The sequence below is a fragment of the Methylobacterium sp. yr668 genome, assembly GCF_900116245.1.
GTDB lineage: Bacteria > Pseudomonadota > Alphaproteobacteria > Rhizobiales > Beijerinckiaceae > Methylobacterium.
Genome location: NZ_FOZY01000005.1, coordinates 162,947 through 182,929 on the forward strand (window position 1 = coordinate 162,947; position 19,983 = coordinate 182,929).

Sequence of the window (19,983 nt, forward strand, 5' to 3'; positions counted from 1 at the left end):
AAGCGCCGGGCCGGGGAGGACAAACGGGCGCAGGCGCGGGGCTTCACAAGCCGGGCGCGGCCACCTACCTTCGCCTCACCCGCAACCAACGAAAGGAGGTGATCCAGTGTCTCATTGTCATCAGCCGTGTGTCTCGGCTCATCGGACCTGGACCGTCGCCTCCGGCGCGTCGCTCTAAGACGCGTCAGAGACCCGATCTCGGGACAGTTCCGCCGGACAACACGGTTCGGCAATGGAAGGGCCACCCTCTCGGGTGGCCCTTCGGCGTTTCAGGGTCCGGACATGCGGTCGGCGCCGCTCAGCGCCGCTCAGCGCCGCTGGGACTGGAACAGCGGCTGGGCCAGCGCCTCGGTCCGGGCGCGCCACAGGTCGCGCTCCTCGCGCAGGGCGTCGCGCTCGCCGGCCAGGGTCAGCCGCTCGGCCCGCAGGGCGTCCCGCTCGGCGATCGCCCGGTCGCGCTCGGCGCGCAGCTCCTCGCGCTCGGCCCGAAAGCGCTCCCGCTCGCCGCGGAACTCCTCGCGTTCGACGCGGACGTCCTCCTGCTCGGCCCGGAGATCCTCCAGGGAGCCGATCTCGTCGCGGATATGCTCGCGGAGCGTCCGGATCTCGTCGGCCAGGATGGCCTGCAGCTCGTCCTGGCGCTCGGCCTCGACGCGGAGCCTGGCCTTCAGCATCAGGTTCTCGGCCATCAGCTCGGCGATGTCAGGATCCTCGGCGGCGGCCCGCGGCGCCTCGGGGGCCGGGACGACGCGGGGCGACCACGCCGTCTCCCCGCCGCGCGGCCGCTTCGCCTCGGGCAGGGTCTCCTCGGGCCGGGCATCGCCGCGGGCCTCGGCCGGCGCCTGGGCCTTCATCGCCGTCAGCCAGTCGCGGAGCGGACCGGTCGCGGGAAAGCTGCCGGACTCGGTCGGCGAGTGAGAGCGGGCGGGTTCCGACATCGGCGGGCGTCCTGATCGAATATGGCCCGAAGACAATCCCAACATGCTTAACGATCGGTAAAAGTTAACACCGATCGGCGGCCCGTTTCGGCACCGCCGCGACGCCGGCTGGGCCGAAAAATTGACTTTCCGGCCGGCTGCCGCTACGCCCCGGCCTCCCGATCCGTAGCAGATCGACCGATGCCAAGCCGACCGGTCCCGCGAGGCCGGAGGTCAACGCCCGACAGCGCGTCCGCGCCCTCGGGCGCGATGGGCGTTGGCCGATATGCGAGGACGGGATCCGCCGGCCGAGGCACCCGCATGACGCGAGATCAAGAAGCGTTGAAGATCGAGGACGCGATCAACGAGACCTGCCCGTGGTCGGGCAAGCCGATCTCGGCGGACTCGCTGACGCTCTACAACGGCGCCGTGGTGGGCTTCTGCAACCCGGACTGCCGGGACAAGTTCGCCAAGGCCGTGCGCGGCTTCGAGGCCGCCCTCCAGGCGCGCCGCGTCGAGCGCGCCGGGCTCGAGCAGTAACGGCGGGGCGTCAGGAACATGTTCGAAGGCCTGTCCGACCGCCTCTCCGGCATCCTCTCGGGGCTCACCCGTCGCGGTGCCCTGACCGAGGCCGACGTCACCGCCGCCATGCGCGAGGTGCGCCGCGCCCTGCTGGAGGCCGACGTCGCCCTCGAGGTGGTCCGCGGCTTCACCGACCGGGTGAAGGAGAAGGCCGTCGGCGCCGTCGTGCTCAAGTCGGTGACGCCCGGCCAGATGGTCGTGAAGATCGTCAACGACGAGCTCGTGGCGATGCTCGGCACCGACGCCGAGACCGTCGATCTCAACGCCCCCGCCCCGGTGCCGATCCTGATGGTCGGCCTGCAGGGCTCGGGCAAGACCACGACCACCGCCAAGATCGCCCGGCGCCTCTCCGACCGCGAGAAGCGCAAGGTCCTGCTCGCCTCGCTCGACACCCGCCGCCCGGCCGCCATGGAGCAGCTCGCGGTGCTGGCCAAGCAGGTCGGCGTGGAGAGCCTGCCGATCATCGCCGGCCAGTCGGCGGTGCAGATCGCCAAGCGCGCCATGGACGCGGCCCGCTTCGGCGGCTTCGACGTGGTGATGCTCGACACCGCCGGCCGCACCACGGTGGACGAGGGCCTGATGGCCGAGGCCGCCGAGGTGAAGGCCGCGACGAGGCCCCACGAGGTGCTGCTCGTCGCCGACGCGCTCACCGGCCAGGACGCGGTCAACACCGCCCGCGCCTTCGACCAGCGGCTCGGCGTCACCGGCATCGTGCTGACCCGCATGGACGGCGATTCCCGCGGCGGCGCGGCGCTGTCGATGCGCGCCGTCACCGGCAAGCCGATCAAGCTCGTCGGCGTCGGCGAGAAGGTCGACGCGCTGGAGGAGTTCCACCCGGCCCGCGTGGCCAACCGCATCCTCGGCATGGGCGACATCGTCTCGCTCGTCGAGAAGGCCGCCGAGACCATCGACCACGAGCAGGCGCTCCGCACCGCGGAGAAGATGCGCAAGGGCAAGTTCGACCTCGAAGACTTGTCCATGCAGCTCGCCCAGATGGAGAAGATGGGCGGTATCGGCGGCCTGATGGGCATGCTGCCCGGGATGGGCCAGATCAAGAAGCAGGTCGAGGGCGCCAACCTCGACGAGAAGATGTTCAAGCGCCAGCGGGCGATCATCTCGTCGATGACCCCGCAGGAGCGGAAGAACCCCGACCTCCTCAAGAACAGCCGCAAGAAGCGCATCGCGGCGGGCTCGGGGGTCGACGTCTCGGAGATCAACAAGCTCCTGAAGATGCACCGGACCATGGCCGACATGATGAAGGCGATGGGCCAGGGCAAGCGCGGGATCGGGCAGGCGCTCGGCTCGATGTTCGGCCTGGGCGGCGGCGGGATGGGCGGTGGCATGGGCGGTGGAATGCCCGGTCTCCCGCCCGGCATGCCGGAGCCGACGCCGGAGCAGATCGCGCAGCTCGAGAAGCAGTTCGGCGGCAAGCTGCCGCCGATGCCGCCGGGACTGGGCGGGGGCGGGATGCCCAAGCTTCCCGGACTTCCGGGCCTCGGCGGTCCGAAGCTGCCGGGTCTCGGTGGGTTCATGCCGGGGAAGAAGAAATGAGCGTGCTCGCGGCCCAGGCCGTCGATCCCGAACTCGCGCGCCTGCGGGACAGCATCGACAATTTCGATGCGGCGCTGATCCACCTCCTCGCCGAGCGTTTCCGCTGCACGCAGCGGGTCGGCGAGCTCAAGGCCCGAAAGGGGATCCCCCCTTCCGATCCGGACCGGGAGGCCCGTCAGGTCGCCCGGCTCCGCAAGCTCGCGGTCGAGGCCAAGCTCGACCCCGACTTCGCCGAGAAGTTTCTGGCCTTCGTGGTCAAGGAAGTCATTCGGCACCACCAATCGATCAAGGCGGACCACGAGTCCCAGATCGAGCAACAGCGAAAGTAGTCAGACCATGGCCCTCAAGATCCGTCTCACCCGCGGCGGCGCCAAGAAGCGCCCCTACTACCGCATCGTCGTCGCCGACGCCCGCGCCCCGCGCGACGGCCGCTTCATCGACAAGGTCGGCGCCTACGACCCGATGAAGGCCAAGGACGATCCGGCCCGCATCGTGCTCGACAACGAGAAGATCCAGAGCTGGCTCGCCAAGGGCGCGCAGCCGACCGACCGCGTCCTGCGCTTCCTCGACCAGGCCGGCCTCGCCAAGCGCCCGACCCGCAACAACCCGCAGAAGGCCGAGCCGGGCGAGAAGGCCAAGGAGCGCGCCGCCAAGCGCGCCGAGAAGGCCGCCGCTCCCGCCGAGGACGCCGCCGCGTAAGGCGCACCGGTCATGGCGCGCCGCCCCGCAGGTCCCACCTCCCGCGACGGCGGCCGCCGAGGCCGCACGAGCTCGGCGATCGGCAAGATCGCGCCCGATGCGGCGACCTCGCCCAAGGCGCCGGCCCCCAAGCCGGCGCCCCGGCCCGCGCCGCCCGATCCGAACCTCGTCCTGCTGGGCGAGTTCGGGCGGGCGCACGGCCTCACCGGCGAGGTCCGGCTCAAATCCTACACCGGCGATCCGCAGGCGATCGCCGGCTACGGAACGCTCCAGACGGCCGACGGCCGGACGCTGACGCTCGCCGACGTGCGTCCCGCCCCCGGCCCGTCGCCCGACATGCTGATCGCCCGGGTCAAGGGCGTCTCGGGCCGCAGCGCCGCGGAGGCGCTCAACCGCGTCGCCCTGTACGTTCCCCGCGACCGTCTGGCCGCGCCCGAGGACGACGACGAGGTCTACGCCGCCGACCTGATCGGCGCCGCGGCGGTGGACGAGGCCGGGACCCTCGTCGGGACGATCGTGGCCGTGCCGAATTACGGCGGCGGCGACCTCCTGGAACTGCGCTCGCCGAACGGCGGCGCCACCGCGCTCCTGCCCTTCACGAAGGCCTTCGTGCCGGTCCTCGACGTGGCGCAGCGCCGCGTCACCGTGGTCGCGCCGGAGGACCTGTTCGCAGCGCCGGGTGAGAAGCCCGCGGACGATCCGGGCTAGGGACGGCGGTCGGTCCGCGCGCCGGCGGCGCGTCCGGAGGCCGGGCGGCGCCCTGGCCGCGACCGCCCTCAATGCCCCCCGGCCGGCGCCCCGCCGCCGAGCTTGACGCTCTTCAGGCTCAGGGCCAGTGGGACCGCGCAGGCCGCGACGAGGCCGAGCACCCAGAACACGTCGATATAGGCCCAGTAGGCCACCTGCGTGCTGAGGACGCTCCCGATCCACGCCGTCGCCTGGTTCTGGGCCTCGATGCCGGCGTAGCCGTGCTCGGAGAAGTACTGCGTCGCCTGCCGCATGGTCTCCTGATAGGCCGGCGAGGCCGGGTTGACGCTCTCCACGAGGCGGCTCTGATGGAACTGGCTCCGGTAGGCCAGGATGTTCTGCGCCAGGGAGACGCCCATCGAGCCGCCGACGTTGCGGGCGACGTTGATCAGCGCCGAGGCCTGGTCGGTCTGGTCCTTGCGGATTCCCTCGTACGAGGCCGAGGTGATCGACAGGAACACCATCGGCAGGCCGATGCCGATATAGACCCGCGACCACGCGAAGAACGCGAAGGTCGTGCTGCCGTCGATCCGCGTCAGGTCGTACATGCCCAGCGCCACGATGGTCATGCCGGTGGCGATCAGCCATTTCGGCTGGACGTAGGACGAGATCCGGCCGGTGAGGAACATCATCACCACCGTGACGATGCCGCCCGGGCCGAGGACGAGGCCCGACAGGGTGGCGGTGTAGCCGTAATATTCCTGCGTGATCTGCGGGATGAACTGCGTGGTGGCGATCAGGATCGCCCCGGTGAACATCATCACCAGGAAGCACGAGCCGAACTGCCGGTTGCCGATGAGGCGGAGGTCGACGGCCGGGTTCTCGCGGGTCAGCAGCCACGGGATCATGGCGATGAACGAGACGACCATCAGCACGCCGGACACGTTCATCAGCGTCGAGGTGCCGAACCAGTCCTTCCGCTGGCCCTCGTCGAGGATCACCTCCAGCGAGCCGAGGAACAGGGCGACCAGCACGAAGCCGACGATGTCGAAGCGGATGCCCTTGCGCACCAGGGCGCGGCGCTCCTTCTTGGCCGCGTCGCTGTCCTCGATCAGCCAGTACATCAGCCCGAGGGCGATCACGCCCACCGGCCCGTTGATCAGGAAGCACCAGTGCCAGGAGGCGTTGTCGGAGAGCCAGCCGCCGAGCGTCGGGCCGATCACCGGCGCCACCACGATGGCGACCCCGTAGAGCGCGAAGGCTTGGCCGCGCTTCGCCGGCGGGAAGGAATCGGCCAGGATCGACTGCGCGAGCGGCGCCATGCCGCCGCCGCCGAGCCCCTGCATCACCCGGAACAGCAGCAGCGATTCCAGGCTCCAGGCGAAGCCGCACAGGATCGACGAGACGGTGAACAGCGCCACCGACCACATGAAGAACGCCTTGCGGCCGTAGCGCTTGGCCAGGAAGCTCGACGCCGTGAGCGTGATCGCGTTGGCGACGAGGTAGCTCGTCACCACCCAGGCCGCCTCGTCCGGACCGACCGCGAGGCCGCCCGAGATGTAGCGCAGGGCCACGTTGGCGATGGTGGTGTCGAGCACCTCCATGAAGGTCGCCAGCGCGACCACGCCGGCGATCAGCCACGGATTGTGGCCGCCCGGCGCCTTCCCGGACGCGGCCCTGCCGCCTGCCGCCTTGCCGCCTGCCGCCTTGCCCGCACCCGGCCTGCGCCCCGGCGCGGCCGCGCTCCCCCGGCCGGCCACGGCGCTCACCGCACCGTGACGGTCGGGACGATCGACATGCCCGGGCCGATCGCCACGTCCGTCGGCCAGGTCTTGACCACGATCTTCACCGGGATTCGCTGGGTCACCTTCACGTAGTTGCCGGTGGCGTTCTGCGCCGGCAGCAGGCTGAAGGCCGTGCCCGAGCCCGGCTGCACCGAGGCCACCGTGCCCTGGATCTTGCGGCCGGGATACGCGTCGATCTCGATGTCGACCGGCTGGCCCGGCCGCATGTCGGTGATCTGCGTCTCCTTGAAGTTCGCCGTCACCCAGATGTCGTCGGGCACGAACATCCCCAGGGTCTGGCCGGCCTGGGCGAGCTGGCCGACGCCGCCGGTGAGCCGCACGACGCGGCCGGCCTGCACGGCGCGGACCGTCGTGTAGCCGAGGTTCAGCTCGGCCTGCTCGACCTGCGCCCGGTCGCGGCCGAGCTGCGCCTGGGTCGAGGCCTTCTGGGCCTGGAGCGAGCCGACCTGCTTCTGCGCGGCGACCACGCTGGCATTGGCGCTCTGGACCGCCGCCTGCCGCTGCTGCAGCGTCGAGGTCGCCGACTGCGACTGCTGGACCGAGCCGGAGCCGCGCTCGGCGAGGTCCTTGTAGCGGGCCGCGTCCTCCTGGGCGAACTTCAGCGCCGCCTCGGCGGTGGCGACCTGCGCCTTGGACACCTCGATGTTGGCGTACTGCGCCTGGATCTGCGCGTCGATGTTCTTGATGCCGGCCTCGTCGGCGGCGACCTGCGCCTTCGCCTGGTCGAGGGCGATGTCGTAGTCGCGCTGGAAGACCTGGAAGAGGATCTGGCCGGCCTCGACGTGCTGGTTGTCGGTGACCGGCACGTCCACGAGGTAGCCGCCGACCTTCGGCTGGATCGAGATGCTGCGCGCGTCGACGAAGGCGTCGTCGGTGCTCTCGTAGGGGTGCATGTAGAGCAGCCAGTAGAAGAACACGCCGACGCAGAGCGCGACGACCGCGAGCCCGCCGAGCAGGAACGCGAGCGGGTGGCGCCGCAGGACGTTGGGGCGCCGCGCCTCGTCCCAGTCGTCGTCGGAATCCGCCGCGTCGTCGTCGGCCTGCCCGTCCCGCGCCTCGGGCGCGCCGTCGGCCTCGTCCGCGCCGGGCTTGCGCGCGGTCTCGCGGTCGGTCTCGAGGTCCGCAGCCGGCGCGGCGCGGTTGAGATCGAGCACGTCGCGCTCGCGCGCGACGGCCCGGCCGTCGGCCGGCCGCGGGCGCGCCTCGTCCTCGGAGAGGTGCCGCTGATCGTCGAACATGGAAAGTCGTCGCCCGATGGGCCGGCCACCCGGGGGTGACCGGGCTTGTCGCATCGCCCGCCTCAGGCAGCAAAAGCCGGCCGCAGGCCCAAGGTTCCACGCGCGGATCAGCCCGCCTAGGAACGCATGCCGCACTGCGGCGTTCTGCGCCCGGAACCTTTGCCGTTCCCGGCCTCAAGGCCCAGGAGTTCGCCATGACCAGCAGCCCATCCCCGACGCCGAACCGCCCCGGTTCCGGCCCCGCGACCACCCCCTCCGGCATCCCGCTCGTCGGCGCGGCGCGCCTCGACGCCATGAGTGCGGCCCTGGCGCGGAACTGGTGGCTCGTCGCACTGCGCGGCGTCGTCGCGGTCCTGTTCGGGGCGATCGCGTTCATCGCGCCGGGCGCCTTCGTACTGTCCCTGGTCCTGTTCTTCGCCGCCTACATGCTCGTCGACGGCGTCGTTGCCGTTGTCGGCGCGGTCCGGGCCGCGCAACGCCACGAGCGCTGGGGCTTCATGCTGGTCGAGGGCCTCGTCGACATCGTGGTGGGCGTCGCCGCGGTGCTGGTGCCGGCCGCGGCCGTCTGGGCGTTCGTGCTGCTGCTCGCCGCGTGGGCGCTGGTCACCGGCGGCCTGATGATCGCCGCCGCCTTCCGCCTGCACCTCCATTACGGGCGCTGGTGGCTGGGCCTCGGCGGCGTCGTGTCGATCCTGTTCGGCCTCGCGCTGCTCATCAACCCGGGCATGTCGGCCCTGGTGCTGACGTGGTGGATCGGCTCCTACACCTTCGCCTTCGGCATCCTCCTGCTGATCCTGGCCTTCAAGCTGCGCGCCCAGCACGGCGCCGTCGGTCCGGGAGCGCCGCTCGGCCGGTGAGCCGGCCGGGACCGGATCGGGCCCCGTGGCCCGATCCACACGGTGGCGGCGCGATCGACGCGCCGCCCGTCCCGCGACCCAACGGCTGCGGGACACCGCGACGGATGCGGCTTAGAAGGCTCGGTCGGCCGGATCGGCCGGTCCCGGAACACCCACCACGATGACGCCCGACGCGCCGGAACGCGCCCCGGCCGACGGGCCGAAACCGCCGAAGCCGGACCCCGCCGCCGACGCCCCGGACCCGCGGCTCGCCGCCCGGGAGGCCGGGCGGGCCGCGCGCGACCTCGCGCGCCATCTCCGGACCCTCCTCGCCGCGGCCGGGCTCGGCCTCGCGCGGGCCGGCCGGGCCCTGTCGGCCCGCGCGGCGGAGCGCGCGGCGCGGGCGCGACGGGCATCGGCGGAGCGCCCGCCCGCCGTCGCCGAGACGGACGCGCGCGCCCTGAACCGGCGTTCCCGGCCGATCCTCGGCCGCCGGCACCCGGCCCTGCTCGCCGCCGCCCTGTTGGTCCTGCTGCCGGCCCTGGCGCTGGCGATCTACCTGTTCGCGGCCTTCGTGAGCCTGCCGCCGCTGGGCGGCGCCGTGGTCGAGACCGGCCAGCGGGCGATCACCGTCGAGGCCGACGACGGCCGGGTCTTCGCCACCCGCGGCAGCTTCCGCGGCCAGAAGCTCACCGCGGCCGACCTGCCGCCGCACCTCGCCCAGGCGATCGTGGCGATCGAGGACCGCCGCTTCTACAGCCACTGGGGCATCGACCTGCGCGGCCTCGCCCGGGCGGCGTGGCGCAATCTCCGCGGCGGCGGCGTGCGCGAGGGCGGCTCGACCATCACCCAGCAATATGTCCGCCTGACCTCCCTCAACCAGGAGAAGACGCTCTGGCGGAAGGTGCAGGAAGCCTTCCTGGCGCTGCGGGTCGAGTCGACCATGAGCAAGGACGCGATCCTGCTCGGCTACCTCGACTCCGCGTATTTCGGCGCCGGCGCCTACGGCGCGGACGCGGCGGCGCGGCGCTACTTCGGCAAGCCCGCCAAGGCGCTGAACCTGCCGGAATCGGCGATGCTGGCCGGTCTGGTGCGGGCGCCCTCGCAGCTCGCCCCGACCCGCAACCTCGGGGGCGCCAAGGAGCGCGCCGACGTGGTGCTCCAGGCCATGGTCGAGACCGGCGCGATCTCGCAGGCCGAGGCCGACGCCGCGCGCAAGCAGAGCGTGACCCTGAAATCGCCCCCCGAGGCGCCGCTCGGCACCAACTACTTCCTCGACATGATCGCGGGCGACGTGAAGCGCCTCGCCGGCACCGACGGCGACATGACGGTGCGCTCGACCCTCAACCTCGACCTGCAGAGCCTCGCCGAGGGCGTCGTGGCCCGCCGCCTCGACAAGGACGGCGCCCGCCGCAAGGTCGGCCAGGCCGCCATGGTGGTGCTGTCGAAGGAGGGCGCGATCCTCGCCATGGTCGGCGGCCGCGACTACGAGGACAGCCAGTTCAATCGCGCCGTCCAGGCCAAGCGCCAGCCCGGCTCCCTGTTCAAGCTCCTCGCCTACCTCACGGCCTACGAGAAGGGCTACACGCCGGAATCCGTGATGGTCGACCGCCCGGTCCAGATCGGCGACTGGCAGCCCGAGAACGACGACGGCCGCTACCGGGGGCCCGTGCCCCTGCGGACCGCCTTCGCGCTCTCGATCAACACCGTGGCGGCCCAGCTCGGGCAGGATGTCGGCATCCCGGCGGTGATCGCCACCGCCCGCAAGCTCGGGATCCAGTCGGACCTGCCCAACGTGCCGAGCCTCGTCCTCGGCTCGGGCGCCGTGAGCCTCCTGGAGATGACCCGCGCCTACGGCTCGGTCCTGTCCGGGCGCACCCCGCTCCAGTCCTACGGCATCCAGGCGATCCGCGGAGCCGCGCCGCAGCCGCTCTACGTCCGCACCGACGCGGCCCCGGGCCCGATGCTGGCGCAGGAGCCGCGCACCATGATGCTCGACTCGCTGCAGGCGGTGGTGGAATCCGGCACCGGCCGCGCCGCGCGGGTGCCCGGCCAGATCATCGGCGGCAAGACCGGCACGAGCCAGGATTTCCGCGACGCGTGGTTCGTCGGCATGACCCCCGACCTCGTGGTCGGGATCTGGGTCGGCAACGACGACGACAGCCCGATGAACCGCATGTTCGGCGGCGAGATGCCGGCCGGGATCTTCCACGACTTCGTCCAGCGGGCCGCCGAGAAGCTCGCGAAGGGCAAAGCCCGCCCCTCGGCGGAGCGGGCCGAGCCGGCCCGGGCCGCCGCCGCGCCCGCGGCCGAACCTGTCGCGGCCGGCGAGGTCCGCGGCGTGCCGGAGGTGATCGATACCGGCACCCTCAACCTGCGCGGGCGGGTCGTGCGCCTCCTCGGCGTGGTCGGCGAGCGCGGCCATCTCGCCCGCCAGCTCGCCAGCTACCTGCGCCGCCGCGAGGTGGTCTGCACCGGCCTGTCCGACGGGGCCACGGCCCGCTGCCGCATCGAGGGCGACGACCTCGCCGGGCTGATCCTGGCCGCGGGCGGCGCCCGCGCCTCCGAGGACGCCCCGCCGGACCTCCTGGGCGCGGAGGAGCAGGCGCGCGCCGAGCGGGTCGGGCTGTGGGGCCGGTGAGGCGCTAGCCTGCCCCGAGCTTCGCCAGCGTCCGCGGGTCGGGGGCGCCGTCGAAGTAGCGCGCCAGCGCGTCGGCGAAGATCGGCTCCTTCGGCACGGCGCGGGCGAAGAGCGTCATGCTGGAGCGGAACTTCAGATCGTCGGGCGAGCCGAAGATCGCGTGGGCCGAGCGCCCGGCGACGGCGTTGACGGCCGCGGTGCAGGCGCGCAGGCGCGCGCCGAGCACCGGGTGCGCCGCGTAAGCCTGCGCCTCCGCGAGAGACCCGATGGCGTAGCGCTGCGCCATCGGGCTCGCGCCGAGCCCGGCGATCTGCGGGAAGATGAACCACATCCAGTGGCTGCGCTTGTCGCCGGCCTGCAATTCCGCCAGGGCGCGCCCGTAGACGCCCTCCTGCGCGGCGACGAAGCGGCCGAGGTCGTAGGTGTCGCTCATGCGCGGCTCCGTTGTTCCGGTCCCGCACCGTCAACCGCGCGGCGCCCGCCGGGGATGCAGGCGCGGGTCCGGAGTGCCGCTGACGCCGTGTCGGGATTGGTGTAAGCGCCGCCCATGCTCGGAACGCTCGTCGCCTTCATGGTCGCGAACCCGGCGATGAGCCACGCCCTGACGGCGATCCCCGAGACCGCCGGGGTGGCGGCCGTTCTGATCCTGCTGCGCAGTCCCCGACCGGAAGGCGTCGCGGCGCTCGTGGTCTCGACCTACTATTACGGCCGCGAGGCCGGGCAGCGGGAACACGTCCTCAAGCACGCGGGCTGGGACGCCGTTCAGGCGCATCTCGGCGCCGAGTTCCTGTACGGCTGGTCCCTGCCGAATCTGCAGCAGTGGGTGGCGCCGACCTGCGCGGCCTGGGCGGTCGCGGCCGCGATCTATCTGGTCCGGTCGCGGATGGCGCGGGCGGCTCCGCCGGGTGCCCAGCTCAGGCGCGGGTGAACGGTCCGTCCGACGGCCCGATCTCGCTCCGGTCTCCGAGGAGCCGCCGGCCCGAGGCGATGATCTGGACCGTCTCGCGGCTGGAGCACTGGCGCCGCGCCAGGGCCTCCAGGTCGCGCAGGTAGTCGATGACGGGACCACGCTGCTTGTCGGCTCGGCCGATCACCGGCTCGACCTTGGCGGTCACGAGGCCGCCGACCGTGTCCCAGAACTCCGCCGGTCGGATCGCGGCGTCGCCCATCGCAGGCTCGTGCATCCCCGGTCTCCTCTGTGCTCGCACCGCTCTTGTCGAGCGTTTCGGCCGCCGGCGCATTGACCCATGTTGAAGACGCTCCTCCGGAGCGCGGGGCTCGCGGCATCGTCATCCGCGCGCCGGGCGATCCGGCGGGGCAGCATCCGGTGCGCCGCCCCATAATGGACCGCGTCACCGCGCGCGTTTCGGATCGACCGCAGGGAGCCCGCATGCCCGCCGACGACGTCCCAACCCGCGATGCCCGCGCACCCGAGCCCACACGGACGCGCGCGCCCCCGGCCGGGGAGAGCCGCCTCCGCTCGATCGCCAAGGCCGTGAGCTGGCGCGTCGTCGGGAGCCTCGACACGCTGCTGCTGTCCTATCTGTTCACCGGCAGCGTGCTGGTCGCCGGATCGATCGCCTCGACCGAGACCGTGACCAAGACCGTGCTGTACTACCTCCACGAGCGCGGCTGGGGCCTGATTCCCCTCGGTCGCACCTGAGATCCGTCCGGGAGGCCGCGTTGCCCGCCAGCTCCGCCCCGCCGCCCGGCGGCGTGACATCCTCGAGAGCCCGAACCGGAGAGAGCCGCATGCCGCAGATCACCGTCGGAGGACTCGGCCTCCGCTACCACCTCGAGGGCCCGGAGGACGCCCCGGTCGTCGCTTTCTCGAACTCGCTGGGGGCGACCCTGGAGATGTGGGACGCGCTGGTGCCCGCGCTGACGGGGCGTTACCGGACGCTGCGCTACGACACGCGCGGCCACGGCGGGTCGGAGACGCGCGACGGGCCGGTCGCGATCGCGGATCTGGCCGGCGATCTCTCGGGCCTTCTGGACGCCCTCGGCATCGGACGCGCCCATCTCGTCGGCCTCTCGCTCGGCGGGATGACCGTGCAGGCGCTGGCGAGCGCCGATCCCGGACGCGCGCTCAGCGCCACCCTGATGGCGACGGCGGCCTTCCTGCCGACCCTGCAGAGCTGGGACGAGCGCGCCGCGACCGTGCGCGCCCAGGGGACGGCGGCCGTGGTCGAGGCGACGCTGGGGCGCTGGTTCACGCCGGGTTTCGCGGAGCGCGCCCCCGAGACGGTGCGGGCTGTCCGCGAGCGATTCCTGGCCTGCGATCCGGCCGGCTACGCGGTGTGCTGTGGGGCGATCGGGCGCATGGATCTCCGTCCGGCGCTCGGAGCCATCACCGCGCCGACCCTGGTGATCGCCGGCCGCGACGATCCCTCGACGCCCCCGGCCATGGCCGAGGAGATCTGCGGCGGCATCGCCCAGGCCGAACTCGTCGTGCTGCCCCGGGCGGCGCACCTGCTCGCCGTCGAGCGCGCCGAGGCGGTCGGCGGCTACCTGCGCGCCTTCCTCGACCGCGCCGCGCCGGGCGCGTAGGCGGGCCGCGGCGGCGTCGTCCCGTCAGTCGCCCGAGTGTTCGGGACCGCGGCCGCTTCAGTGGCAGGCGATCCCGACATCGGCGGGCGACATCTCGCGCGCCAGGCGCCGCCCGGTCCGCAGCAGCGCCTGCCCGAGCAGCGATACGGTCAGCGCGTCGCCGTCCTGCTCGGCCAGCCGATAGGCCGCGAGCAGGGCGTCGCCGAGATCGCCGAGCGTTGCCGCCGGCTCCGCGTCCGCGCCCTCCGGCCGGCTCCCGGCAATCCGGTCGCGTCCGTCCGCCGCCGCCGCGCCGTGCGGTCCCTCGGTCAGCGCGACCGGTCTCGCGCGGCGTCTCGCGTTGCCGTCGTCCTCTGGTGAGCCGTTCCGCATCGTCTTGGTCCCTCAACCACCTCGAGGGTGCACCTACAGGTTGCGGACCGTCAACTCCCTCCGACCGCGCCCGGCGAGCGGTCGAGCGTCGCAGCCGGCGCGGCGGCCGGACGGGGTGTCGGACGGGGTGTCGGATGTTCCGCCGGCGCGGGAGCGGCCGGAGCCCGCAGAACAATCGCCGCGATCCACAACTTTTACGTGCAGGCCCCATGGATCGGCGCGTCCGGGCGAAGGTTCAGGGTCGCCATGAACGCAGCAAGGCCCCCGCGGTCAGCGCCGCGGAGGCCTCGCTCATCCACGCTCCATCAGGAGCGCGCGGACGGTTTTACTTGATGAGGGCCAGGAGAGCCTTGCCGGCCTTGGAGTTCAGCTCCTTGGCGTCGAGGGTGCCGTCGTTGTCCGGGTCGGCCAGCTTGAAGCGCTCGCCGACGGCCGCGAGGTATTCCTTCTTGTCGAGGGTGCCGTCGCTGTCCGGATCAGCCTGCTTCACGCCGGAGGCGCTCAGGCGGCCCTTCAGCTCCTTGGCGTCGAGGGTGCCGTCGGCGTCCTTCTCGAGACGGTCGAAGGTCGCCGAGGCCACCGCCTCCACTTCCTTCATGTCGACGGTGCCGTCGTTGTCGGTGTCGATCATCTTGACGGCGCTCGCCCCGCTCATCGGCTTGGCGAAGGCGGCCGGAGCGGAGAGGCCGCACACCGCGAGGGTGACCGCCGCGAAGCCACTGATGAAACGTGAGGTCATTGCCAGATGCTCCCGAAATTTGATGCTCGATCTTCCTAGTCTCCGACTCACAGTGCCGCAAGTGCGAAATTCGACCCTGTGGGTTGCGTGCTGTCCCGGGTCGCGCTTCGGAGACGCGGCATAGAAAAAGGGGCCGGCGCGAGCCGACCCCCGAAGAGAGCGCACAATCGCCGACAGGCGATTCGCGCGGTGATTCAGTATCCGTAGCCGCGCCGCGTCACCGGGCGGTCGTCGTCGAACCGCTGGCGCCGGTAGAGACGATCCTCGTCGTAGGCGCGGTCGCGCCGATACTCTTCGCGGCGGAAATCGCGCTCCCGCTGGGCGCGGGAGCGCAGGTCGACACTCGGCCCGTCGGGACCGATATCGATTCGCTGCGCCGCAGCGGGGACGACGCTCGTCAGGGAGGCGGCCAGGACGGCGCCGGCAAGCAGGGTCTTCATGGGACTCTCCTTCGTGCGTTCGGAGTCCAACCCGTCCTCGCGCCGATCGTTCCCGATGTTCTCCCGTTCTTCCCGGAGCCGACGCAGATCCGGGCTGATCAGGCGAGCGTCGCCAGGTCCTGAAACCAGTGCTGCGCCTGGACGTAGTTCTTCACCCGCGACGACAATGCGTGTGGATTGGTGTCGTGAACGACCCAGACCTGCACGGCATCGTCCACGACGATTTCGTGGATGCGCGCGAGCAGCCGGTTCTGCTCGGCCACGTCGAGGCTCGCCTTCACCTTGTCGCAGAGGGCGTCGACCTCGGGGTTGCGGTAGTGGCTCCAGTTCACGCCGTTCGGCGCGATCTGCCGCGAATCGTAGAAGCGCAGGATCGCGTAGAACGGGTCGGAGGTGACGTAGGCGATGTTGCCGGCGCTGACGCCCTTGAGGCTCGGATCCGCGGCGCCCTGGCGCCAGGCCGTGTAGGCCACCTCCAGCTCCACGGTCTTGAACGCCACTTGGATGCCGATCTCGGCCCAGCTCTGCTGGACGAACTCGTTGATCGGCAGCGACAGCATCTGCCCGGTGCCGCCGGTCGGGATCAGGACCGTGGCCTTCACGGGGTTCTTCACCGAGTAGCCGGCCTCCTCGACGAGCTTGCGCGCCGCCTCGACGTCGGTCCGGATCTTGAAGCCCGGCTTGCCGAACCACGGGCTCGACTCCTGGACCTGACCGACGGCGGGCTGGGCGAGGCCGCCCATCAGCTCGACGACGCCCGCGCGGTCGATGGCGAGGTTGGCGGCCTTGCGCAGGCGCAGGTCGCGCCAGGGCGAGCCTTCCACCATCGACAGGTGGTAGTTCCAGACATGGGGCGTCTCGTTGCCCACGACCCGCATGCCGGCGGCCTTCAGGCGCGGCACCGCGTCGGGCGCGGGCGTCTCGATCAGGTCGACGCTGCCGGACAGGAGCGCGTTCACCCGGGCGAGGTCCTCGGGGACGCAGGCGAGGGTCAGCTTCGCGAGCTTCGGGACCCGCTTCGGGTTCCAGTAGCCGATGTTCGGCAGCAGCTCGAGGCGCACCCGCGGCACCAGCTGCCCCATCCGGAACGGCCCGGTCCCCGAGGGCTCGAAGGCGAACTTCGCCCAGTCCTTCCCGACCTTCTCGTACTGCGCCGGCGACGAGATCAGGAACCAGAGCATCTGGTAGGGGAACAGGCTGTCGGGCGTCTTGGTGACGACCTGGACGGTCTTGGCGTCGACCTTCCGGTAGCTCGCGACGCCGGGCAGGCGCGGGCGGACCTGGGACGCCTGCCGCTGGTCGAAATGCGGCGCCTCCTTGTTCAGCACCTTGTCGAAGTTCCAGATCACCGCGTCGGCATCGAAGGCCGACCCGTCGTGGAAGGCCACGCCCTCCCGCAGGTGGAAGGTCCAGACCTTGGGGTCGGCCGGGTCGGCCTCCCAGGCGGTGGCGAGGCCGGGCACCATCTTGCCCGGCCGGTCGGCGACGTCGAGTTCCCAGGCGACCAGGGGATCGTAGAGGGTCAGTCCGGTGAACTGGTAGCCACCCGCGCCCCGGTCCGGCTGGCCGGTCGTGAGCGGCAGGTCGGTCATGGAGATGCCGTAGGTCAGGGTGCCGTGGCCCGCGCCCTGCGCGCCGGCGCGGCCCGCCGCCCCCAGCGCCGCCAGGGCGACGCCCCCGGCCATCAGGGATCGGCGTGTCGGCTTGATCGGGTTCATCGTGTCTCTCGGCTGAAGGCGCGGGCGCCGCACGGAACGGCACCCGCCCTCGGGCGCGCGGCGGCGCGGACCGGGCCTCCACCCCATGCTGCATACAGAATGATGCACGCATCGTGCCCAATGGCCGCCGGCGTTCCCCGGATAGCCTGGGGGTCAGGCCTCCCAGACCTGGCCGGGCCTCAGGGCGACGAAGCGCTCGGCCGGGATGCCGGCCCCGCCGAGGGCCGCCGCCAGCGCCTCGGCGGGGCGCTCGACGCCCTCGTCGGTGAGCTGGAACGTGCCCCAGTGGTGGCCCAGCGCCTGCTCGGCGCCGAGCAGGCCGAAGACCTTGACCGCCTCGGCCGGGTCGACGTGCTGCGCCTGCATGAACCAGCGCGGCTCGTAGGCGCCGATCGGCAGCGTCGCGAGGCGCGGCGGCCCGAACCGCGCACGCACGTCGGAGAAGAGGGCGCCGTCGCCGAAACCGGTGTCGCCGACATGGTAGTGCACGCCGCGGGGCGAGGTGATCACGAAGGCGCACCACAGCGCCATGCGCCGGTCGTTGACGCCCCGGGCCGACCAGTGGTTCGCGGGCGTCAGGTGGACCTGCAGCCCGTCGCCGAGATCGACCGACTGTCCCCAGTCGCGGGTCTCGACATGCATCGTGTCGTCGTAGCCGCGCAGGATCGTGTCGTTGCCCAGCGGCGCCACGATCAGCGGCTGGTGCGCCTGCCAGAGCCGGGCGAGGCTCGGCCCGTCGAGATGGTCGTAGTGATTGTGGGTGACCAGGATCGCGTCGATCGGCGGCAGGTCGGCGAAGGCGATGCCCGGCGGGTTGACGCGCTTCGGCCCGGCGAAGCGGACCGGGCTCGCGCGCTTGGCGAAGACCGGGTCGATCAGGATGTTCCGGCCGGCGACCTGAACGAGGTAGCTCGCGTGGCCGATCAGCACGACCCGCAGGCCCTCGACGCGCTCGGGCGGCCGGTCGGCCGGGTAGGGGCTGGGGAAGCTCTTGGGCCAGGGCTCGCGCTGCCGCTTGGCCTGCCAGCGCAGCACGTCGGGGAGCGCCTTGTCGGTGGACTGACCGGGCAGGAAGAACCGCAACCCGTCGAAATGGTCGGAGGTCGGGCCGCGGTAGTACGGGTTCCGGCCGCGCCGGTGCGCGGCGTAGCCGACGCCGCCGAGCGTCATGACCGTGGCCGCACTCGCGACCGTGAGCAGGCTGCGCCGTTTCATGGGTCCGAGATGGCCGGAACCGGGGGCCGGTCAAGCACTGCCGCGGCGCGGCGGGGAGCCTCAGGGCGGTTTCGGCGCCGTCTCAGCGACGTCTGCAGGGACGCATCAGGCGGCCGGAGCGCGCCGGCTCACTCCACCATCTCGGCAGCGAGGGACAGGCGCGCCCGGTAGACCACCTTGCCGACGCCGTCGCGGACGCAGGCCACGTAATCCTGGCGCTCGACCTCCGGCAGCATGTCGCGGGCGATCGCCGACATGATCCGGGTGACCTTGGCGCGGGCCGCTGGAAGGTCCGGCAGGTCGAATCCGACCTCATCGTGGATCGGCTGGGAGCCGTCGTGCAGGTCGATGAAGTAGCGGGGCATCGGCGCCAAGCATCTCTAAGAGAAGTAGTCTGCCGATAGGATTGGTCTTGCTATGGTTAACAGTGCCTTAAAAGCCGAGCTTTGAGGCCGCTCGACGGTCGGGCGAAAGCCGCTTCCGGCCTCGGTGCGCCGCGCCCGCCCCGTCCCGACGTTTCGCGACGCCGCGGGCCGGCGCGGCCCGGCGCGGGAGACTTCCTCGGCGGACGCGGCCGGGAGAGCCGCCCGTCCGACGGATCCGGCGGGCCGAATTCTTCGGGCCGAAGCCGCGAGCCGGCCCGCTCAGGCGGGCCGGCGCCGCGATCCGGTCCTCACACGCCGTCCGGCGGCAGCGCCTCCGTCACCTCGACGCGGCGGTTGCCGGCCACCGGAACCGTCTCCTCGGTGGCGGCGACGTCGCTCTGAGCCGGCGCCCTGTCGAGCGCCTCGGCGACCGCCGCCACGCCCTGATAGCGGGTCAGCCGCCGGTCGATCATGCCGTCGATCCGGTCGTGCAGCTCTGACACGGTCAGGCTGCGGCGCTTGCCGCCCGTCTTCTCGGTGAACAGGCCGCGATTGGCCCGCGCCGCGGTGCGAAACTCGCGGCCGGCGACCTCGTCGGGCTTCTCGGAGGAGAGCGACAGGAAGCGCCCGGCGCTCGCCGTGCCGAGGAAATGGGCGAGGTACAGCTCGGTCGTGGTGAGCGCGCGCCCGACCCGGGCCTCGATCCGGTCGCGGTCGCGCTTGATCAGCTCGGCCGCCATCAGGGCGGCGACGCGCGGGTCGTTGCGCAGGCCGAGCACCCGGGCGCGCATGCTGCCCGTCACGGTGATCGCGGCGCCCCGGCCCTTCACGGCGGCGGCTTCCTCGGCGAGCCCGTAGCGCGCGCCGTAATCGCGGATCATCTCCAGCCAGGTGCGGGCAACGAACTGGAACAGGCCCTGCGCCGAGGAGGTCGCGGCCTTCGCCGCGGTGTCGAAGCTCGATTCCTTGTCGGCGAGCGCCATCATGTAGACGGGATCGACGCCGGCCTCGTCGGAGGCCTTGACGATCGTGTCGACCACCTTGCGCGGCACGCTGCGCTCGCCGAACTTGACCGCGTCCTGCTCCTGCGTCACCCGCGGCAGGGCCGCGAGGTCGTCCTGGATCAGGGCCGTGGTGGCGGGCTCCTGCTCCGGCAGGGGCAAGCCGTTCCAGGCATCCTTCGCCGGTGCCGATGCCGGTGCCGGTGCCTCTGCCGATGCCGCGGGCGCCTCGACGGGAACCGCGGGCTCGAACGCGCGTTGAGCGAGCTCCTGAGCGGCGCGCGGGCTGGTGTCGACCCGGTCGTGGGCCTGAGCGGCCGGAGCGAAGTAGGCGGGCGCGAAGGCGGCCTGCGGCAGGCCGAACCCGGCGACGAGCCCGAGGGCCAGCGTCCCGGAGATCCGGCCGAGGCCGGTGCGGCGAAGTGACCGGCGCCCTGCGTCGCGCCCGGCCCGCGGCAGCCACGCCACGGCTTCATCCTCGAAATGCCCCGTGCCGGTCAGGGTCTGCGGCACGAGTCGGTTCACGTCGTCGGCGCAACGCGCCGGCTCCGGGAAAACCCCCATCATCGGTCCTCTTCTAGATCGGTCCTTGCGTCCGCCCGGCTCTGACGGCCGGGTTTTTTCTGG

Annotated in this window: 22 protein-coding genes; 10 read left to right on the top strand and 12 right to left on the bottom strand. The window is 72.1% G+C overall.

From position 1 onward, the window contains the following. Nucleotides 1–308: 308 nt before the first annotated feature. Complete coding sequence (locus BM419_RS08655; RefSeq protein WP_056525979.1) at nucleotides 309–938, bottom strand: hypothetical protein; 630 nt, start codon at nucleotides 936–938, stop codon at nucleotides 309–311. Nucleotides 939–1,238: 300 nt separating this feature from the next. Here BM419_RS08655 and BM419_RS08660 point away from each other — a divergent pair, with 300 nt between their 5' ends. From BM419_RS08660 to rimM, 5 genes are read left to right on the top strand one after another with little or no spacing between them, the layout of a single operon-like run. Continuing rightward, nucleotides 1,239–1,457 (top strand): eL24 family ribosomal protein, encoded by a 219-nt coding sequence (locus BM419_RS08660; protein ID WP_026604841.1) that lies wholly within the window; start codon nucleotides 1,239–1,241, stop codon nucleotides 1,455–1,457. An 18-nt stretch (nucleotides 1,458–1,475) separates the two neighbouring features. Next, nucleotides 1,476–3,050, top strand: coding sequence for a signal recognition particle protein (gene ffh / locus BM419_RS08665; protein WP_091926199.1), 1,575 nt, complete (start codon nucleotides 1,476–1,478; stop codon nucleotides 3,048–3,050). Beyond that, complete coding sequence (locus BM419_RS08670) at nucleotides 3,047–3,379, top strand: chorismate mutase (protein WP_012320554.1); 333 nt, start codon at nucleotides 3,047–3,049, stop codon at nucleotides 3,377–3,379. Before ffh ends, BM419_RS08670 begins: the two co-directional genes overlap by 4 nt. 7 nt (nucleotides 3,380–3,386) lie before the next feature. Beyond that, complete coding sequence (rpsP, locus tag BM419_RS08675; protein ID WP_020092607.1) at nucleotides 3,387–3,749, top strand: 30S ribosomal protein S16; 363 nt, start codon at nucleotides 3,387–3,389, stop codon at nucleotides 3,747–3,749. A gap of 12 nt (nucleotides 3,750–3,761) precedes the next feature. Then, nucleotides 3,762–4,457: a ribosome maturation factor RimM gene (gene rimM / locus BM419_RS08680; protein WP_056525985.1), complete on the top strand. Its 696-nt coding sequence runs from the start codon at nucleotides 3,762–3,764 to the stop codon at nucleotides 4,455–4,457. A gap of 68 nt (nucleotides 4,458–4,525) precedes the next feature. On the opposite strand, the gene BM419_RS08685 is transcribed toward rimM, so the two are convergent. Together BM419_RS08685 and BM419_RS08690 are read right to left on the bottom strand one after the other, a co-directional pair. Beyond that, a complete protein-coding gene (locus BM419_RS08685; RefSeq protein WP_091926200.1) occupies nucleotides 4,526–6,205 on the bottom strand; it encodes a DHA2 family efflux MFS transporter permease subunit in 1,680 nt (559 codons plus the stop codon). Continuing rightward, nucleotides 6,202–7,479 carry an HlyD family secretion protein gene (locus BM419_RS08690; protein ID WP_091926201.1) on the bottom strand — a complete coding sequence of 426 codons (1,278 nt, stop codon included), beginning with the start codon at nucleotides 7,477–7,479 and terminating at the stop codon, nucleotides 6,202–6,204. The genes BM419_RS08685 and BM419_RS08690 overlap by 4 nt, the downstream gene beginning before the upstream one ends. A gap of 194 nt (nucleotides 7,480–7,673) precedes the next feature. On the opposite strand from BM419_RS08690, the gene BM419_RS08695 reads away from it, so the two are divergent. Beyond that, nucleotides 7,674–8,336, top strand: coding sequence for an HdeD family acid-resistance protein (locus tag BM419_RS08695; protein WP_091926202.1), 663 nt, complete (start codon nucleotides 7,674–7,676; stop codon nucleotides 8,334–8,336). A gap of 160 nt (nucleotides 8,337–8,496) precedes the next feature. Continuing rightward, complete coding sequence (locus BM419_RS08700; RefSeq protein ID WP_091926203.1) at nucleotides 8,497–10,956, top strand: PBP1A family penicillin-binding protein; 2,460 nt, start codon at nucleotides 8,497–8,499, stop codon at nucleotides 10,954–10,956. A 4-nt stretch (nucleotides 10,957–10,960) separates the two neighbouring features. Here BM419_RS08700 and BM419_RS08705 read toward each other — a convergent pair whose 3' ends face one another. Beyond that, nucleotides 10,961–11,389, bottom strand: a complete 429-nt coding sequence (locus BM419_RS08705) for a DUF1810 domain-containing protein (protein ID WP_091926204.1) — start codon at nucleotides 11,387–11,389, stop codon at nucleotides 10,961–10,963. 114 nt (nucleotides 11,390–11,503) lie between these two features. Between BM419_RS08705 and BM419_RS08710 the strand changes: the two genes are divergently transcribed. Beyond that, nucleotides 11,504–11,884: a hypothetical protein gene (locus tag BM419_RS08710; RefSeq protein WP_091926205.1), complete on the top strand. Its 381-nt coding sequence runs from the start codon at nucleotides 11,504–11,506 to the stop codon at nucleotides 11,882–11,884. On the opposite strand, the gene BM419_RS08715 is transcribed toward BM419_RS08710, so the two are convergent. Continuing rightward, complete coding sequence (locus BM419_RS08715) at nucleotides 11,871–12,140, bottom strand: hypothetical protein (RefSeq protein WP_091926206.1); 270 nt, start codon at nucleotides 12,138–12,140, stop codon at nucleotides 11,871–11,873. The two genes, BM419_RS08710 and BM419_RS08715, sit on opposite strands and share 14 nt — an antisense overlap. Before the next feature lie 206 nt (nucleotides 12,141–12,346). Here BM419_RS08715 and BM419_RS08720 point away from each other — a divergent pair, with 206 nt between their 5' ends. Continuing rightward, entirely contained in the window at nucleotides 12,347–12,619 is a 273-nt protein-coding gene (locus BM419_RS08720) for a DUF2061 domain-containing protein (protein ID WP_091926207.1), read from the top strand. A gap of 89 nt (nucleotides 12,620–12,708) precedes the next feature. Beyond that, a complete protein-coding gene (gene pcaD, locus BM419_RS08725) occupies nucleotides 12,709–13,506 on the top strand; it encodes a 3-oxoadipate enol-lactonase (protein WP_091926208.1) in 798 nt (265 codons plus the stop codon). Between the two features lie 57 nt (nucleotides 13,507–13,563). Here pcaD and BM419_RS08730 read toward each other — a convergent pair whose 3' ends face one another. The 7 genes from BM419_RS08730 to BM419_RS08760 all read right to left on the bottom strand — a co-directional run bounded on the left by BM419_RS08730 (nucleotide 13,564) and on the right by BM419_RS08760 (nucleotide 19,920). Then, the gene (locus BM419_RS08730) at nucleotides 13,564–13,878 is read right to left on the bottom strand and encodes a hypothetical protein (RefSeq protein WP_091926209.1); all 315 of its coding nucleotides are present in this window, start codon (nucleotides 13,876–13,878) and stop codon (nucleotides 13,564–13,566) included. Nucleotides 13,879–14,203: 325 nt separating this feature from the next. Next, complete coding sequence (locus BM419_RS08735; RefSeq protein WP_042675620.1) at nucleotides 14,204–14,617, bottom strand: CREC-EF hand family protein; 414 nt, start codon at nucleotides 14,615–14,617, stop codon at nucleotides 14,204–14,206. A 194-nt stretch (nucleotides 14,618–14,811) separates the two neighbouring features. Then, nucleotides 14,812–15,057: a hypothetical protein gene (locus BM419_RS08740; protein ID WP_091926210.1), complete on the bottom strand. Its 246-nt coding sequence runs from the start codon at nucleotides 15,055–15,057 to the stop codon at nucleotides 14,812–14,814. Nucleotides 15,058–15,155: 98 nt separating this feature from the next. Continuing rightward, entirely contained in the window at nucleotides 15,156–16,775 is a 1,620-nt protein-coding gene (locus tag BM419_RS08745) for an ABC transporter substrate-binding protein (protein WP_091926211.1), read from the bottom strand. A 153-nt stretch (nucleotides 16,776–16,928) separates the two neighbouring features. Then, entirely contained in the window at nucleotides 16,929–17,990 is a 1,062-nt protein-coding gene (locus BM419_RS08750) for an MBL fold metallo-hydrolase (protein ID WP_020092592.1), read from the bottom strand. 128 nt (nucleotides 17,991–18,118) lie between these two features. Further along, on the bottom strand, nucleotides 18,119–18,355 hold the full coding sequence (locus tag BM419_RS08755) for a DUF6894 family protein (RefSeq protein WP_020092591.1): 237 nt from the start codon (nucleotides 18,353–18,355) through the stop codon (nucleotides 18,119–18,121). Between the two features lie 308 nt (nucleotides 18,356–18,663). Continuing rightward, complete coding sequence (locus BM419_RS08760) at nucleotides 18,664–19,920, bottom strand: transglycosylase SLT domain-containing protein (RefSeq protein ID WP_091926270.1); 1,257 nt, start codon at nucleotides 19,918–19,920, stop codon at nucleotides 18,664–18,666. Nucleotides 19,921–19,983: the final 63 nt, after the last annotated feature.